Source organism: Cohnella mopanensis, from assembly GCF_022352055.1.
In the GTDB taxonomy this organism is placed as follows: domain Bacteria; phylum Bacillota; class Bacilli; order Paenibacillales; family Paenibacillaceae; genus Cohnella; species Cohnella mopanensis.
This window is the reverse complement of the sequence record NZ_JAKRWM010000005.1, coordinates 47839-65138: the sequence shown is the minus strand read 5'-3', so window position 1 is coordinate 65138 and position 17300 is coordinate 47839. Positions and strand designations below refer to the sequence as shown.

At 50.8% G+C, this 17300-nt stretch carries 16 protein-coding genes; 11 read left to right on the top strand and 5 right to left on the bottom strand.

Translation table 11 applies throughout. The features are described from left to right. Position 1: 1 nt before the first annotated feature. From L3D05_RS10540 to L3D05_RS10520, 5 genes are all read left to right on the top strand, one after another. Positions 2 to 550 carry a sigma-70 family RNA polymerase sigma factor gene (locus L3D05_RS10540; protein WP_239616010.1) on the top strand — a complete coding sequence of 183 codons (549 nt, stop codon included), beginning with the start codon at positions 2 to 4 and terminating at the stop codon, positions 548 to 550. Then, entirely contained in the window at positions 513 to 866 is a 354-nt protein-coding gene (locus tag L3D05_RS10535; protein WP_239616009.1) for a hypothetical protein, read from the top strand. The genes L3D05_RS10540 and L3D05_RS10535 overlap by 38 nt, the downstream gene beginning before the upstream one ends. Then, positions 844 to 3108 (top strand): carboxypeptidase-like regulatory domain-containing protein, encoded by a 2265-nt coding sequence (locus L3D05_RS10530; protein WP_239616008.1) that lies wholly within the window; start codon positions 844 to 846, stop codon positions 3106 to 3108. The genes L3D05_RS10535 and L3D05_RS10530 overlap by 23 nt, the downstream gene beginning before the upstream one ends. A gap of 209 nt (positions 3109 to 3317) precedes the next feature. After that, positions 3318 to 4493, top strand: a complete 1176-nt coding sequence (locus tag L3D05_RS10525) for an MFS transporter (protein ID WP_239616027.1) — start codon at positions 3318 to 3320, stop codon at positions 4491 to 4493. 112 nt (positions 4494 to 4605) lie between these two features. Continuing rightward, positions 4606 to 5247 (top strand): BsuPI-related putative proteinase inhibitor, encoded by a 642-nt coding sequence (locus tag L3D05_RS10520; RefSeq protein ID WP_239616007.1) that lies wholly within the window; start codon positions 4606 to 4608, stop codon positions 5245 to 5247. A gap of 70 nt (positions 5248 to 5317) precedes the next feature. On the opposite strand, the gene L3D05_RS10515 is transcribed toward L3D05_RS10520, so the two are convergent. Genes L3D05_RS10515 through L3D05_RS10505 form a run of 3 tightly spaced genes read right to left on the bottom strand, consistent with a single transcriptional unit; the run spans position 5318 to position 7765 of the window. After that, entirely contained in the window at positions 5318 to 5728 is a 411-nt protein-coding gene (locus L3D05_RS10515; protein WP_239616006.1) for a hypothetical protein, read from the bottom strand. Then, a complete protein-coding gene (locus L3D05_RS10510) occupies positions 5728 to 7062 on the bottom strand; it encodes an ABC transporter permease (protein ID WP_239616005.1) in 1335 nt (444 codons plus the stop codon). Before L3D05_RS10510 ends, L3D05_RS10515 begins: the two co-directional genes overlap by 1 nt. Continuing rightward, complete coding sequence (locus L3D05_RS10505) at positions 7049 to 7765, bottom strand: ABC transporter ATP-binding protein (protein ID WP_239616004.1); 717 nt, start codon at positions 7763 to 7765, stop codon at positions 7049 to 7051. The genes L3D05_RS10510 and L3D05_RS10505 overlap by 14 nt, the downstream gene beginning before the upstream one ends. 205 nt (positions 7766 to 7970) lie before the next feature. On the opposite strand from L3D05_RS10505, the gene L3D05_RS10500 reads away from it, so the two are divergent. Both L3D05_RS10500 and L3D05_RS10495 read left to right on the top strand, forming a co-directional pair. After that, on the top strand, positions 7971 to 9821 hold the full coding sequence (locus tag L3D05_RS10500; RefSeq protein ID WP_239616003.1) for a glycoside hydrolase family 9 protein: 1851 nt from the start codon (positions 7971 to 7973) through the stop codon (positions 9819 to 9821). 143 nt (positions 9822 to 9964) lie between these two features. Beyond that, complete coding sequence (locus L3D05_RS10495) at positions 9965 to 10777, top strand: hypothetical protein (protein WP_239616002.1); 813 nt, start codon at positions 9965 to 9967, stop codon at positions 10775 to 10777. A 67-nt stretch (positions 10778 to 10844) separates the two neighbouring features. On the opposite strand, the gene L3D05_RS10490 is transcribed toward L3D05_RS10495, so the two are convergent. After that, positions 10845 to 11711: a VOC family protein gene (locus L3D05_RS10490; RefSeq protein WP_239616001.1), complete on the bottom strand. Its 867-nt coding sequence runs from the start codon at positions 11709 to 11711 to the stop codon at positions 10845 to 10847. A gap of 151 nt (positions 11712 to 11862) precedes the next feature. Here L3D05_RS10490 and L3D05_RS10485 point away from each other — a divergent pair, with 151 nt between their 5' ends. The 3 genes from L3D05_RS10485 (at position 11863) to L3D05_RS10475 (ending at position 14075) form a co-directional block, all read left to right on the top strand. After that, a complete protein-coding gene (locus L3D05_RS10485) occupies positions 11863 to 12786 on the top strand; it encodes a S66 peptidase family protein (protein ID WP_239616000.1) in 924 nt (307 codons plus the stop codon). A gap of 189 nt (positions 12787 to 12975) precedes the next feature. Beyond that, a complete protein-coding gene (locus L3D05_RS10480) occupies positions 12976 to 13551 on the top strand; it encodes a beta-class carbonic anhydrase (RefSeq protein WP_239615999.1) in 576 nt (191 codons plus the stop codon). A 164-nt stretch (positions 13552 to 13715) separates the two neighbouring features. Further along, on the top strand, positions 13716 to 14075 hold the full coding sequence (locus L3D05_RS10475) for a response regulator (RefSeq protein WP_369417965.1): 360 nt from the start codon (positions 13716 to 13718) through the stop codon (positions 14073 to 14075). A gap of 94 nt (positions 14076 to 14169) precedes the next feature. Here the strand turns inward: L3D05_RS10475 and L3D05_RS10470 are convergent, their stop codons facing one another. Next, entirely contained in the window at positions 14170 to 15060 is an 891-nt protein-coding gene (locus L3D05_RS10470; RefSeq protein WP_239615998.1) for a helix-turn-helix transcriptional regulator, read from the bottom strand. A gap of 138 nt (positions 15061 to 15198) precedes the next feature. Here L3D05_RS10470 and L3D05_RS10465 point away from each other — a divergent pair, with 138 nt between their 5' ends. Continuing rightward, positions 15199 to 17181: a glycoside hydrolase family 127 protein gene (locus L3D05_RS10465; protein ID WP_239615997.1), complete on the top strand. Its 1983-nt coding sequence runs from the start codon at positions 15199 to 15201 to the stop codon at positions 17179 to 17181. Positions 17182 to 17300: the final 119 nt, after the last annotated feature.

The window sequence follows — 17300 nt, the reverse complement described above, 5'->3', positions numbered from 1 at the left end:
CATGTTAGCAGAGAAAGATGAAACCGCGCTTAAGGAATTGATGGCGCTATATAGCGATGAACTGCTGCGGACTGCCTACTTGCTTGTTAAAGACAGGCAAGTTGCAGAAGAAGCGGTTATGGATAGTTTCTTGCAGGCGTATAACAAAATCCATCAGCTGAAGGAACCGGATAAGCTTCGGGGCTGGCTCCTCCGTATCGTCGTGAATCGTTGCCGAATGAGGATGCGTACATGGAACTGGAGGCGACTGCTTCCTTTTGCCGAAGTCGAGATGGAGGAGACGGAGCGGAGTCCGGAAGATCTGCTTCTAACCGAATGGCGCAATGAGCAATTAAGCGCAGCCATCCATCGGCTCGACTATAGATATCGGGAAGTTATCACTCTGTATTACTACAACGGATTTAGTGTTCTGGAGATTGCGGAGCACGTCAAGAGTAACGAAAATACGGTCAAAGCCAGATTGTCCAGAGGCCGGACGAAGCTTAAGCAAATGTTGCAGGAGGGGGATGGAGATGAGAACGAAGCGAGAGCAGGAGCGGGAGTTTATTAAAAATCGGCTGGATGAAGAGCTTGGTACGGTGCATTTTACGAGAGAAGCGGAAGTGTTGCGTCGGTCCCATCCCCGTTCGTGGCTGGAGCGGTTAAAAGCTTTGTGGAACAAGGAAATCGAAGTGCCTCTCTTCCCTTTAGGGGTGAGTATGGCCGTGATCATAGCCGTCGTGGCGTTAACTCCGTTGCAGAATTCCATGGACACGGATAACTCGCATGAGGAGCAAAGACAGCTTATCGAAGCTGGAGGCAATACCTATTGGAAGGATAATTACGAGAAGGCGGTGGCTATGGTTGAAAGTAACCCTCAAAGTTAAGCATCTCGTTCTATCGATTCTCTCAATCGGGCTTCTGTTGTCGTTGCTTCAATTTGTCGTTATTCCTAAGCTTCAGGTTCATTCCGCGGAGAAAAACTATGAAGAAGGAAGGATAGGCGGGAAGAAAAGTTTGTTAGCCGCCATAGACAATTCCGCAACAAGCGGTAAGAAGTGGGAACTTATCCGACAATATTTGATCGGAAACGATGGGGTAACTCTTGCGCATAGTTTCGATGTATACGTCGGATCGGGATGGACGCAGAGCGGCCCGATAGACAAGGAAAGCACAATTTGGAGTTGGGAGGATAAGCTTCCCTATCTGAAGTCGTATTTGACCGAAGGCCCTGCGGATCAGTATCTCGTAAGTGCGGCTCGGCAGCTCGCCAGTTACTATATGAGCGAGGACGAAGCAAGTGATGCTCTCGCGGCATTGGAATCGGCAGAGAAGCGGCTCACGGGCGATTACTTGAATCAGGAGAGAGCGCTGAAGCTGGAACGGGCGAAAATCTATGCGGGTCGCGACGAGATGACCAAAGCCGAACAGCTGCTTGAACAATTGGACAATACGAGGAATCCCGGAGATTTGGACTTTAATGGAGAGATCGTGCAAGTTAGGGCGCAGCTGATGATTCGGCAAGGCAACGTCCGTAGCGCGTTAGATAATGTCAACACCGAACTGGTCGCGCTTCAGAAGTGGGTGACGGAAGAGAAAGCGAAGTTTCCCGATATGGGCGATTTCGTTCCGGGAAAGCTCGATCAGCTGAAGTCGTTGAAGGCGCAGCTTGAACATGCGCTCCGGCAACAAGATAACGGCTTAAGTTCGACCGTATCGGGCGTGGTCAGGAAGAGCGACGGCACTCCGATGGCTCGCGTCGGCGTTTTCTTGCGAAGCGAACACGATGTTAATCACAGCATCATGGAAGGCGAGCCGTATCAGGTGCTGACGGATGGTCAAGGACGTTACGACTTCAAAGGAGTTCTTCCCGGAAGCTACCAACTCTATATCGGTTTACTATTCGAGCAGATCGATGGGTGGACATGGCCGACGATGAACGATGATTGGATCGACGTCAAGGGAAACGAGATCTTAACGGAGAATGTCGTCTTGCGTCCACTGATCGAGATTAAGTCGCCAATCAATCAGCAGGTTGTGACGGACAGTACCGTTAAGTTTCAATGGGAGCCCGTGGAGGGAGCGGCCTCCTATACGTTGTACGGAACTTGGCCGAGCAAGAGCGGAATAACGAGCGCCCTCATTCAGAGTCATATTGAGGATGACTTCGTCGAGCTTCCATCTGACACTTTATATGATTCCGTCGGCGGTATTTACTTGAACGAGGTAGACGGTAAAATCGTTCTCGATCCGGTCCAATTGCTCGGTTTCGCGAACCCGGACAGCCGATTTTCCTGGTACGTGGAAGCCTACGATCAAGAGGGCAGAATGCTGACGAGAAGCAACGGCTACCGGTTGAACGAAACTTCGATGGGAGCATTGCCTTTCTTCTACTTGAAATCGCGAACGCTTACCGCGGAGGATCGCCTATTTCTTGACGGGAAGATGGATGAGGCGATGAGCGCCTACAAGAAGGCATTCGAAAACAAACCCCAAGACCGGCATAGCTTGCGCATGATTATCCGGATATACGAAGGGCAAGCTTCAATAGATAGAGAGCCGACTTCGTCCGACGAGTCGGTGGCCTACTTAGAACGAATGGTTGAGCTAGAGCCGTCGGAAAGATATGTCTTCCAACTGTTTTATTATTATTACGATAAGAAAATGTGGGCTAAGGTCGACTATTATTACAAGTTGATGGCGAAGGAGAAGGGGTGGACAAATAGCTACGTCCAATCCGTATATGGAACGGCATTAATGAAACAGAGAAGGTTCGAAGAAGCGGCCGTTCAGCTTCGCGAGGCGATACCTAACGATCCGTCCCACCGATTTGTCGGCCATTACTTGGCGGTCGAGATTTATTCGACCGGCTCGCTGGAATCCGCTATGCGATTGGCGGAGCAATACCCGGAGCGGGCTCCGCTAGAGAAAGGAACACCGAACTGGAGCAAACTCGTCGGGGAGCTCGAACTAGAGAGCAAAGCTGCCGGAGACGGTTATGCCGAAGATATGAAACAAGCTTTGGATATTTATTTCGACGGAGACGAATCGCGATTGAACAAGTGGCTTTCCTCGACGAAGCATGCGGCGATGAAAACTTTCGTTAGAGCATTGGAAACGGTGAATTAAATAAGGCTAGATGAAAACAGGCTACTCCAGAAGCAGATCCCGGAGTAACCTGTTTTTTTATGACATAAGAGCTTCTTGCAAATGCCTTGACTTCGAGCCGCGCCCCTTCTAAACTTGGAATTCATAAGCGTTATCGCAACGGAGGGAATACCTTGGCTTCATTAACTGGATCGAAAACGGCGGCTCCGAATGCGGGGACGAAAGCCGTCATGCCCGTGCTTCTTGCCATTAGCTTGGTACATATGCTTAACGATTCCATGCAGGCTGTCGTGCCTGCCCTGTATCCGATATTGGAGGATTCGCTGGACTTGTCGCTGATGCAGGTCGGTTGGATCGGCTTCATGCTGAATATGACTTCGTCCGTTATGCAGCCGGTAGTCGGCGCGTTCTCCGACCGTCGTTCAATGCCTGCCATGCTGCCAGTCGGGATGGGGTTAAGCCTTATCGGGATGGTCGGAATCGCCTTTGCCCCGCAATTCTGGTACTTGTTGCTAGCGGTCGTGTTCATTGGATTAGGGTCGGCGATCTTTCATCCGGAAGGCTCGAGAGTCGTGTATTTCGCGGCGGGGGGCAAACGCGGCTTTGCCCAGTCGGTCTATCAAGTCGGAGGGAATGCCGGTAGCTCGTTAGCTCCGTTAATGACGGCATTCATTTTCGTTCCGTTGGGGCAGTTCGGAGCTATCTGGGGTACTTTATTCGCCGGATTCGCGATTGCAGTCTTACTCGGACTGCTTCCGTGGTATAAGCGCAAGCTTGCGGAATGGGAAGCCATACGGTCGAATGTGGCATCGGGAAAAGCAGGTTCAACTCTCGTCGAGAAAATGAGCCATCCCCGGGTCAAATTCGCAATGGGGATGCTCGTGTTCCTCGTATTCGCCCGTTCTTGGTACCATGCCGGCATTAGCAGCTTCTATCAATTTTTCTTGAAGGAGCACTACGGATTAACGACCCAGCAAGCGCAGATTCCGGTATTTCTGTTTCTCGCGGCGGGTGTGCTCGGTACGTACTTCGGCGGTGTGCTGGCAGATAAGATCGGCTTGAAAAACATGATCGTATTTTCGATAGCGGGTGCGGCCCCGATCGCGCTGATTTTGCCGCATCTCCCTCTATTCTGGGTGTACCCGGTCATTACCATTCTCGGGTTCGTTGTCCTTTCCGGCTTTTCCGTAAGCGTCGTTTACGCGCAGTTCCTCATGCCTGCGAACGTGGGGATGGCTTCGGGCTTGACGACCGGCTTGGCCTTCGGAATGGGGGCCATCGGAGCGGTTGCGCTAGGTAAGGCCGCCGACGTATTCGGATTGTATGATGTCATGTTCGCATGCAGCTTCCTTCCGCTGGTCGGACTTTTTGCGCTAATGCTTCCGTCAGACCGCAAGAAAGCCTGATCCCGTTAAATCGCCCCGCATACTGCCTAATCGGCAGAATGTGGGGCTTTTTTCTAGAAGATGGGAACATTAAGGGAAATCGTGGCGTCTATACGATTGAGGTGAATGATAAATGGGGAACAAGCGGTGCTTACTGCTAATGAGTATAGCTACATTGCTGTTCGCGGGGTGCTCGAAGGGGACGGAGCAGGCTGACGAGCCCAACTCTGCGGCGGTAATAGCGGACTCGGCTGTTCGCTTAGAAACGGAAGTTATTTCAAACGGACAGGATGATGAACGCGTGACGCCTAAGAGCGAAGCAAGCCTCGATCCGACAATGCTGGAGCGGTTAAAAGAGAAGAAAAAAGAGTCGATGGAACCGATAAAGGGCATTGTCGATACCCTGATGGATACAGTAGTAGAGGATGGGAAGCTTAATCTTAACTTTGCTGTCCATAATATTTCCGGCGATAACGTAGAGCTCTCATTCGGTGCGGGCCAACAATACGATTACGTCGTGTACAATAGCCGCAACGAGGAAGTATATAAGTGGTCGAATGATAAGGCGTTTACTTTAGCGCTGGTTGAACTGGATCTTAAGAAGGGAGATAGCTTGAGCTACGCCGAAAGTTGGGATCTTAAAGATAACGACGGGAATCCGGTATCCAAAGGCGCATATACGATTAAGGTATGGATTACGGCCCATGTCGCCATGAAGGACGCTAAAGTGTTTCCTGAAGGCATGTCCGCGGAGTCTGCGATTGAGCTGCCGTGATCGTCTTTTATCCGTATCCTTCACAAAAACCCTGCAACGGCCGATAGGGCTGTCTGCAGGGTTTGTTCGTTTACATGCAATCTTGTTCCACTTCAATTTTATCGTTACGAATCGTCACCGTGGAATGTCCCGAAACGTATTCCGTATAGCCGCATGCGATTGTTTCCCTTGATCGGCCGTTGGAATCGACGAATTTCTGGTAGATGACTCCTTCGCCGGTGAAGGTTAATTTGGGCTTAATCTTGGCGGTTGCGCCGGTAGCGATTATTTTCTCATAGCTATGCTTGGAGTTATCAGGGCTCCCGGACCGGATTCCGGTCTCGACGGATACGATGTCGGCGTCCGATTCGTTAACTATAGTGACGGTAAAGCTGCGAAAAGGTTCCAACAGATTCTTAGCTTCGATCACAATAAACGTAAGAAAAGTCACGGTGAGGGCAGTAGCTATAAAGATCAACAGATAACGTATCTGTTTGCTCATTATAGATCCCTGCGAAGCGCGCGAAGCACGTCGATGCGCGTTGCCCGTTTAGCCGGACGCGATCCCGAGAGCAGGGCGACGCCGAGAGAAATCAAGCAGGCGATAAGGGCCAAGTAAGGCGGAATCCAGGAGAAACGGAAGTCGGCAGGCACCTTCTCGTCCATGAATCCTTCAATGATCAGCGGTAAGCCGAAATTGACCACTATCGAAATAAGATAAGCGACGACCGTTCCGATAATGGCTCCGAGCAAACCGATCATGCTGCTCTCCAGCAGGAAAATACGTCGGATGGCGGAAGGGTGCGCTCCGATGGCTTTCATGATACCGATGTCCTGCGCCCGTTCGGTTACCGCCATAGTCATCGTATTGAAGATGCCGATAGAAGCAATGAGTACCGCGATGGTACCGACAAATCCGAGACCGATTTTCATAATGAGGAAAACAAGGTTAACCTGCTCCAGTTCATCGGCGATCGAATGGCTAATGTAACCTTGTAGCCGGATTTCTTCGGCAATGGCTTTCACGCGGTTCGCTCCATCGGCAATGACTTGAACCTCGTTATACTGGCGCGGTTCCTGCAAGCCGGGGGGCTCGTAGCCCTCAGGGTTAGCTTTGTCTGGCAGAATCCGAATAGCGCCCCACAGCGTCCCGGTGAAATTCTCGATCTCGGACAGCATTTCGTTGCCGATATACACTTTCGTATCCGTCTTCCATTCCCGGGAGAGTTTCTGGGCGATTCCGACGATCGTTACAGGGATCGTCTTCTTCATTTCCGTGCCATCATCCGCAAACTGGTGAATTTCTACGTTCATTGTTTGGCCAAGCCAATCCTTGGCGGCTGGAGGCTCCGTGCCGGGATTGTTGTTATCGCCCGACTGACGAATGTTGTAGCCGACGACAACCTCGTTGCCCTTCTGAGGAAGCCTGCCGGAGCTAAGCCCGAATCCTGCTTTCGTCTCGGCATCGAAGTCAACGTTAATAGCTCCGTTGCTGGCGATTTCAGTCCCTTCGACAGAGGCGATTAACGGTTGTTGCACATAATTACGGTAAGTAACCGCTTTGACGTGATCGATGGAACGCAAGTACTCCATGTTCTTCGGTCCGATCTGCCGGTCGACCTCATTGGAAGATTCGATTCCATAGATGTCTATGGCCGTAACCATTCGATCCCCGACGACTTTGTCCACGATGCTCTTCTGCAAACCGAAGCCGACGGAAGCCAGAACGATAAGGAAGGAGCAGCCCATGGCCGTGGCCAGTACCGTCATGAACAACCGGGTTTTGTTTTTTTTCATGTTTTGCCGGACGAACCGGAATTGGTCAGTGAGTTTCATAGGTGGTTGTTCCTCCTTTTCCGTAAGCGTTCAGCAAATGTCCGTCCTTCAACGAAATCGTCCGATTCGCGATCGAGGCTACCTGGTCATCATGGGTAATGAGGACGAAGGTCGTACCGCGATCTTGGTTTAGGTGCTGGATGAGCGCGAGCAACTGCCGTTCATTGTCGCTGTCCAGGCTGCCGGTAGGCTCATCCGCGAGTACGATCGGCGGATTCAGCATTAACGATCTGGCGACGGATACTCTTTGCTGCTGTCCACCGGACAATTCACCCGGATAGTGGCCGGCGTAATCGGCGATCCCGACTTGCTCTAGCAGTTCCATGGTCCGTTTCTTTCGCTTATCGGCAGAGACTCCTTTAAGCACGAGAGGCAGCTCTGCGTTCTCGAAAGCGGTCATGCTCGGAATGAGCTGGAAGCTCTGGAACATAAAGCCGAGATGGGCTAAGCGGAAATTCGCCCAATCCCCTTCGCTCAGGCCGGTGACGACTTGTCCCGCCAAGCGGATCGTCCCGGACGTAGGCCGGATATACCCCGACATCAGGTTAAGCAAGGTGGACTTCCCCGAGCCGCTCCGCCCGATGATGGCGACGATCTCCCCTTGCTTAACGTGAAGATCGATATTGTGAAGCACGGGAACGACCCGTTCCTTGCCTTTTTTGCCTATGGCGAATTGATGGTTGACTTGAATCATTTCGATCATTGAATTCCCTCCGTTCTTGTTTGATTATACAAGGACAATCCTTAACCCTTTGGAAATAACATCTGAAGAATTTCTTAAGATTGCGATTTGATGAGGGAAATGAAGTGGGGATAAGGGGGCGGCACAGTTGAGGAAGGAATTTTTACCGTAGAGTCGAATAAACTTTTGATAACGTTTTCTATCGTTCAGAGGAGGTTTATGCCAAATGAGAAAATGGGGGATAACGGTGGTTTTATTAAGCATATGGATGGGAAGCGCGGCGTCATTGTCAGGATGTACGGGAGGTTCGGGGCATACGGAGACGGTATCTCCGTCACCGTCCGTGTCTGCGGCAACCGAATCCGCAACCGAATCGGCATCCGCTACGGCTGAGATAGCGCCTTCTACGCGAGTAAATGACCTTAATATGAATGTACGAATTCACCTGAACCAGGCCGGTTACTTGCCGAGAAGCCCTAAGGTCGTCGTAATCGCGGCGGATGAAGATTTCCCTGAGCTTAAGATCATCGTGGAAAATATTCGCGATCAGAAGCCGGTATGGGAAGGCAAGATTCCCGCTGCAAGTCAGGATAATATCTCCGGTGACTGGGTATCTCAAGCAAATTTCGGAGAGTTGACGGACGAAGGTTCGTATCAAGTCAAGGTTGCGGGCAAAGTATCGGCGCCCTTCAAGATTAACAAAGAAGCGTACAAAGAGTTGTTTTATCATGTGGCGCGCTCCTACAGACTGCAGCGTTCGGGGGAACCGATCGATGATCCGCTTCTGGGATTAAAGCTGCTACCCGGACATCTCCAGGACAAGGAGGCAACTCTTTACTATAAGGATGAGCAAGGCCGTCAGCCGGTCATTGATGTGCACGGAGGCTGGTACGATGCGGGTGATTACGGAAAATACATGCCGGTAGCGGCGGTGACGGTAGCGCAGCTTTTGCTTGCTTATGAACTGCGGCCGGAGTTTTTCACGGATAACAAGTTTTTGCAAGATAGCGAGAAGTCGGGCTGGGAACATGCGGGAGAAGCGCCGGATGTGCTCACGGAAGTGAAATTCGAGCTCGATTGGATGCTCAGGATGCAAAGGAAGGATGGGGCTGTCTACCACAAAGTGAGCGGAGGGGCATTTCCCGACTTTATTGTGCCTTCCGAGGATGTACAAGACCGGATGGTGTACGGGATGTCGACTTACGGAACGGCCATGTTCGCGGCGGCGACGGCTATGGCGGCGCGGATTTACGAACCGTACGATCCGGTCTATGCGGCACAATTGCTGAAGAGTTCCAAGAAATCGCAGACGTGGCTCAATGAACATCCGAAAGCGTTTTTCCGAATGGATGAAGGACAGAACTCCGGTTCCGGTCCTTATGACAAAGCGACCGACCGCGAGGAGCGCTTCTGGGCGTTGGCCGAGCTGCTGAAGACGACGGGAGAAAGCGGTTATGCCGATGAAATGATGAGCCGATATACCGATTTGCTGCAAAGCCGTTCTTCCTTCATTAGCTGGAACAACGCACACCTGCTCGGGCAGTGGGCAGCGGCTACAGCGGCGAACTCGCCTCCGGCCGGTAAGGGTGCCGCAGTCGATGCTATCGTTCATGCCGCGGATGAGATTTCCTCTCGCGTCGGCAAGGATGGATACCGAAGCGCGCTGAGTAGCAAGGAGTATACGTGGGCGTCGAATAAAAACGCGCTGGCGGAGGGAGAAATCATGCTGCTGGCGAATGAGCTCAAGCCGAATATGACATTCGTAGATGCGGCTGCCGACCAGCTTCATTTCGTCCTTGGCCGGAATGCGATGGGGATGAGCTACGTAACGGGGATAGGGACTTTGTATCCAATTCATCCTCACCACCGAATATCGGCAGCAAGCGGAATATTAGTGCCCGGATTAATGGTCGGAGGCCCGAACCCATACATGAACGATCCGGTTCTCGAGAAGATGGCCGACCAGGGCCTTCCTCCGGCCAAGAGCTATGTTGACGAATTGCTCAGTTATGCGAGCAATGAATATGCGATTGATTATAATGCTCCGTTGTTCTTTACTCTTGCTTTCCTGAAGTAACGTTAAGCGGGTGATCGAAAGGCCGCATTCAGTTAGTTTTCAGTGGAGCCTTATGTTCCGTTAAGGTTTACTTCATCCTAATTTCAGAAAAGATGCGAATAATGGGTGATGTAAGACCAATATAGGAACAAGGAGGATTTACGATGAAAAACACGGTAAGAGCTCTGGGGATTACGGCTGCGCTTGCGGTCATGATTCCTCTCTCCGCTTATGCGGCAACGACTACAGGCAGCACAACGGGAGAGACGAAGGAAGCGACGGAATGGTCGGCCAAAGGCGGAGCATTCGAAGGGCGCGGAGGATTCGGACATGGCGGCGCAATCGTCAGCCAGGAAGTGCTCGACCTACTTAAGCTGGATAAGGCGGCATTAAACGAGAAGCTCAAAGCGGGAACAACGTTGTCCAAAATCGCCGAGGAGCAGGGCGTTTCTCGGGAAAATTTAAAGAGCGCGATGACGGAAGCCTATAATAAAAAGCTTGAAGAGCAGAAGCAGCAATACGCGGACAATTTGGACAAAATGATCGATTCGGATCTGAAAGCGGGCAAATTCGAAGGCGGGCGCGGCGGCGATCGCATAGACGGGGATCTAACAGCCGTCGCGAAAGTGCTTGGGCTTAGCGCGGACGAGGTGAAGGCACAGTTGAAGGCCGGCAAATCGTTAGCCGATCTTGCGGCCGACAAAGGTGTGGATGCGCAGAAGCTGATCGATGCGCAAGCCGCCACGATAACCGCGAGCATCAACGAAGCGCTTCAAGCCGGTAAGTTGACGCAGGAGCAAGCGGACAAGCAACTGGTCAACGTAGCTGACCGCGCCGAGAAAATCGTCAACGGCAAAGGCTTCGGAGAAGGCCGTCATCACGGCGGCAAAGATTTAGGCACTAAGGGCGATAAGTCTTCGGCGGGCACGCAAGCTACGGATTCCGCGAATTCTACGGACGCTAAGGCTTCGTCATAAGAATGAGAAAAAGACTTGTCTGCCCCCGGCGGTGTTCGGGGCAGGCAAGTCTTTTTTTAGTTCATTGTCATATGGCAGCAGTAAGCCTAATTTCGATGCCCGAAGGGTCTTTCACTTGCCAATAGCCATTTTCCTGAACGGAAGGGATACCGGCAGTTGTCAGCTTCGCGAGTACTCGATCCAGCTCTTCATCAGAAGGAAGCGCGATGGTGTAGTAAGCAAGTCCGGTTCCGTTCAACGGCGGCCGTGGCGCGCCTACGCCGGCCCAGATGTTCATGCCGATATGGTGATGGTAGCCACCGGCGGAGATGAAATAAGCGCCCATCATCTCCGCGGCATCCGCTACCATGTCGAACCCGAGAACATCGCAGTAGAACTGTCTGGATTTAGCAAGATCGCTCACGTGCAGATGGATGTGCCCTAGAATCGTTCCCTTAGATAAACCATTCCAAGGTTTATCCCCCGCCAATTCCAGCAGTCCCTTAATGTCCACCGGATCGGAGCCCATGATGTAGTTGCCTTCCGAGTCCTTCTTCCATTCCGAACGTGGACGGTCGCAGTAAATTTCGATTCCGTTGTTGTCCGGGTCGGCGATGTATAAGGCTTCGCTTACGAGGTGATCCCCTTGTCCGATATGGATTCCGGATTCGGCCAATGTACGCAGAGACAGCCCGAGATCCTCCCGGGTCGGAACCAGTATGGCAAAATGGTACAGCCCCGTTGCGGATCTCCTAGGAACGACGACGGCATTCGGCAGTTGTTCGAGAATGAGAAAAGTGTTTTTTCCGTCCACGGATAATTTCGCGAGACGGCCTTCTTGGCTTAATAACTGAAAGCCTACGACTTCCCGGTAAAACCGGATAGAACGCTCTAGATCGCTTACTTTGAGCTTTAACTGTCCGAGCACGGTGTTCTCGTGTATGGATTGAGACATTCGGCATTCCTCCAAATGAGATTATTATAGTTACTTACATAAAGTAACTATAATTATAGCACAAAAGCTCAATTTGCCAAACATGAGCTATTCAATCCTATTCCCACATAACATAGCAATAGCGAGCCAATGCGGAAAGGGGTTTGGAGGAATGGCGATTAAACCGCCGGCACTGCAACCGGGGGACACGGTCGGAATCGTGACTTTGGGCAGTCCGCTGGATGCAGACGTAATTAACACAAGGATTGCTTATTTGGAATCTCTTGGCCTCCAAGTCGTATTGGGCCGCTATGTGTACGAACAGAACGGATTTCTGGCGGGAACCGATCGGGAGCGCGCGGAAGATCTCATGGCGATGTTCGGGGATGATCAGGTAAAGCTGATTTTACCTTCCAGGGGCGGCGTTGGCGTGGCGGGGATATTACCCTTTCTGGATTTCAGCTATATTCGCCGTCATCCGAAGATCGTTAGCGGATATAGCGATATTACGGTGCTGTTAAATGCGATCGCGCAGTTCTCGGGAGTGATTACCCTTAATAGCCTTCTGCTCATCGATTTTAAACCGGAGAGTCCAGCCTACAACTTCGATCAGTTTTTTGCGGCGACCTCCTCGATTGTCGTGCCACGCGAGATCCAGAATCCGACCGGAAGGCCGTTAATCGGCAAAGTGCCGGGGAACGTCAACGGAACGCTAGTGGGGGGCAACTTGACTTCGTTCGTCGGCGCCTTAGGTACGCCGTTCGAGATCGATACGCGAGGTAAAATATTGTTGCTGGAAGAAGTGCATGAACCGGTCAACACCGTATACCGTTACATGGAACAGCTCAAGTTAGCCGGTAAGTTCAACGATTGCCGCGGCGTTATTCTGGGTGAGTGTACGGGTTGCATGGACGCGTATGGGCAGTCCTATGATGATCTGATCAATGATTTTATCGTTCCTCTAGGCAAACCGTTAATTATCAATTTGGCCACCGGCCACGGCGTATTTAAGGCGGCCATACCGATCGGTGCTTTCGTGAATATGGATGGCGGTAACGGTACGATTACCCTTCTTGAAACGGCAGTGCAGTACTGAAAAACATGCGGGAGATAGACGATTGCCATAAAAAGTTAACTCAAAAGTTTTGCATTTTCAAATAAATAGAATAAAATTATATAGATAGCTTAGTCGTTTCTTTATTATTGCTCCGCGGAATCGTACAGCATCATACAGTATCATACAGGGAAAGTTCCATTGGAAATGGAATACGAGGAGAGTGAATATATGTCTATCGTAAGCGAAATTATGAAACATAATAAGGAATTCGTTGAACAGAAAAAATACGAGCAATATTTAACGGACAAGTTCCCCGAGAAAAAAGTCGCAATCCTGACCTGCATGGATACGCGCCTTGTAGAGTTATTGCCCAAAGCGCTAAATTTGCGCAATGGGGACGCGAAGTTCATTAAGAATGCCGGCGCGATTCTGACTCAGCCTTTCGGCAGCGCTATGCGAAGCATTCTAATCGCAATCCATGAGATGGGAGCCAAGGAGGTGCTCGTGATCGGGCATCACGGTTGCGGCATGACGCAGCTCGACTCCGGGTCTCTCGTGGAAAAATTTAAGGCTAACGGCATTTCCGATGTCGTATTGTCGACGCTCGAAAACTCGGGCATCCGCATGGATCGTTTTTTAAGAGGATTCGATAAGCCAGAGGACGGCGTCAAGCATAGCATCGAGATGATCCGCAAGCATCCGCTTATCCCGACGTATATCCCCGTGCACGGTTTCTTGATCCACCCCGAAACAGGGCACCTTGAGCTGATATGCGATGGATATAAAGAATTAAAGGACGCATAAGCTGGTGAACGATAAAGAAGGAGTTTTCGCTTTTTTCGGGCGAGGACTTCTTTTTTTTGTGCGTATAAATCACTAGTGAATTCGTTTATTTCATATGTTCAGAATTTGTTGAGTCCTGTCGGGTATGATCGGAAGAAAGGTTTACGGCACGGGAGGTAGACGAAGTGGCAAAAATCATGGTGGTCGACGATGCTGCTTTTTTGCGGGCAATGCTTAAGGATATTTTGGTGAAAGCGGGCCATGAGGTCATATCCGAAGCGGCGAACGGTGAAGAAGCAATAGAGCGGTATAGGAAGTTGCGACCTGATCTTGTGACGATGGATATCACGATGCCTATCATGGAAGGCGTTGAAGCCGTTAAGGAAATCCGCAAGATGGATCCTACCGCCAACATCGTCATGTGCTCCGCGATAGGGCAAAGAAATTTAATTATTGAAGCTATCCAAAGCGGCGCTAAGGATTTTATCGTTAAGCCGTTTCACGCGAGTCGTGTCGTTGAAGCGATCAATAAGGCGATAGAATAAACGGCACCTTTAACATAATAAAGGAACGCTCACTCTAATTGCGATCTAAGTCCGATTGCTTGCTCCAAAGCCAATCGGGTTTTTGGCATGTGATCTATACGTGGCCCATGACTTTCCTGCGGAAGGCCAGGGGAGCGATCCCTTCCTTATTCGAGAAACAAAACGTGAAATAGGAGCCGTGCTGGAACCCGACTTCCTCCGCGATGCGACTGACGGACCACTCGGTCTGAACGAGCAGTTTCTTAGCTTGCTCTATCCTGTATTGCAGCAAGTAGTCCATAGGCGTCATTCCATATACTTTGAGCATGCACTTGGCCAAGTAATTGGGATGATAATTCAATTCCTTCTGCAGCGTGGAGTTACTCAATTTAATCGTATAGTTTTGCCGGATGAACAACTCGATCTTCTCTGCCAAATGGAAGGCGGTTCCGTCCGACGTCGAGGCAAGCTCGCGGTCCAGATGCTGAATGAACATTTGGAATGCGGTTTGCCTTTTCCAATTGCGCAGAGATCTAGGCTCATCCTCTAATTGAAAAAACTGATTTAATATTTCAAGCGTCTTCGGTTTAAGCATCGTATGCTTCGGGATAAAAATCGAACATACCTCGCTATGGTTCAAATACGCGGTTTGCTTATGGGCTGCGATGAGGGACGATTGGTTATCCAAGCAATTGTTCATCCCGCTGCATTCATCCCATGCCCCGAACGTATGAAAGTGAATCCAAATGATTTCCGTTTCCTCCAAGCAGGGCTCGGTGCCGTAATGACTGGCGTCGGGCCGAAGAATGAAGGCTTCCCCCGGTTCAATTCTCCATTCGTTCGCCCCTTCCGCAAGGCTTAAACTCCCTTTCGTAACGACGACTAAATCGAACACCCCGATGTTATTTCGACTAATATGACGTTCTCCCGCACGATAATAGGCACGGCCGCAATCGATGAAGTAAGGGACAGGCGGTGAGATGAAATGCAGGATAGGCGAGCTCAAATTTGACTCCTCCTGTTGGTTGTAATTTTTAAAAATGTGGTTGTAATTGAATATATAAATGCCGTGGTATTACATGTATTATACTCAATATAGCGCTTACATCATAGGTGGGATTTATAAAATAAAGGGGATTAATGGATGCGAAATTTATCCGTACACACAGCGGTTTCTCTTAAGAACATAATCATTCAGGATGACTTTTGGTCCCCTTATATTTCATTAGTCCGCGATGTCGTTGTTCCGTATCAATGGGAGGCGTTGAATGACAGGATCGAGGGGACGGAGCCGAGCCACGCGATTAAAAATTTCAAGATCGCCGCAGGTTTGGCGAAAGGCGAATTTTACGGAATGGTGTTTCAGGACAGCGACGTAGCCAAGTGGCTGGAAGCGGTCGGGTACTTATTGGAACTTCAACCGGATCCGGAGTTGGAGAACGTAGCCGATTCCGTTATCGAGATTATTGCCAAGGCACAGCACGCGGATGGATATCTCAATACGTACTTCACGCTCAAAGAGCCGAACGGCAGATGGACGAATCTAGCGGAGTGCCATGAATTATACTGCGCGGGACATATGATCGAGGCTGCCGTCGCTTATCACAAGGCAACGGGCAAAGATCGGCTTCTTAACGTAGCTTGCAGGTTAGCGGATTGCATAGATGAAGCTTTCGGACCGGAAGAGAGCAAGATCAAGGGCTACGACGGACATCAGGAAATCGAATTGGCGCTCGTTAAGCTATACCACGCCACTGGCGTTAACAGGTATTTGCAGCTCGCTCGGTTTTTCCTCGATCAGAGGGGACAGCTTCCTCACTTCTATGATCAAGAATATGAGCGACGCAAAGGGGAAACCCATTTCCCGAGCTTGAGAATGGCCAAGGACAGATCATACAGCCAAGCGCACCTGCCGGTTAGGCTTCAACAAACCGCCGAAGGCCATGCGGTAAGAGTAGTTTATATGCTCGCTGGAATGGCGGATGTCGCCGCCGAGACGGGAGACGAAGGGTTGCTGCAAGCTTGCAGGGCGCTCTGGAAAAACATCGTCACTAAACGGATGTATATCACGGGGGCGATCGGTTCGATGGCTCACGGAGAAGCGTTCACGCTGGATTACGATTTGCCAAGCGATACGGCCTACGCGGAAACGTGCGCATCTATCGGGTTAATCTTCTTCGCTCGGCGGATGCTGCAGATCGAGCCAAGAGGAGAATACGCGGACATCCTGGAACGCGCGCTGTACAACACGGTAATCGGAGGAATGTCCCACGACGGGAAGCACTTCTTCTACGTGAACCCGCTTGAGGTGTGGCCCGAAGCGAACCGCATAAACAAAAACTTCGAGCATGTGAAGGTAGAGCGCCAGCAATGGTTCGGTTGCGCGTGCTGTCCGCCTAACATCGCGAGATTACTCGCATCATTAGGTTCCTATATTTACTCGGTGAAAGAGAATACGGCCTACGCGCATTTATATATCGGAAGTCAGATTCAATTGGAGGTTGCGGGCCAGAAGGTTCATCTCGTTCAACAATCGGAGCTGCCATGGGAAGGAATCGTTCGGTTCGAGATCGGATTGCAACAAGCGGCCAGATTTACGCTAGCGTTGCGAATTCCGGACTGGAGCGGTACACCCGAAATTCGCATTAACGGCGATAAGCAGGTGATCACTCCCGATCAACGGCAGGAAGGGTACGTTCATATCGAGAGGGAATGGCTGCCCGGGGATGTTCTGCATCTCGTGCTGCCCATGCCGGTCCATTCGATGAAGGGCAATCCCCTAATCCGCGAAACGATCGGTAAGGTCGCCTTGCAGAGAGGCCCGATGGTTTACTGCTTAGAGGAAGCGGACAACGGCCCGAATCTTCACCAATTGGTCGTACAATCCAACGCCGATAAGCAAGTCGTCTTCGAATCGAACTTGTTGGGAGGTTTGCAGTCGATTACGGTTCCCGCTTACCGAATCCGGAAAGACGGATGGGCGGATAAGTTATATCAGGCCAACATCGACATGGAGCTAGAGGAGACGACCGCACGATTCATTCCCTATTTCGCTTGGGCAAACCGAGGCTCTGGGGAAATGAGAGTATGGGTGGCCGAGACAATGGCATCAACCAAATTCATATAAACGCTTCTGATTTGGATTCTGACTCTGGTCAGGGAGGGAAGTACATGGAATAGTCGTTCCGAAGTGCAACCTCGTAAAGCAGAATGAATATTCCCTGCGTATGTGGGAGGAATTGGTGA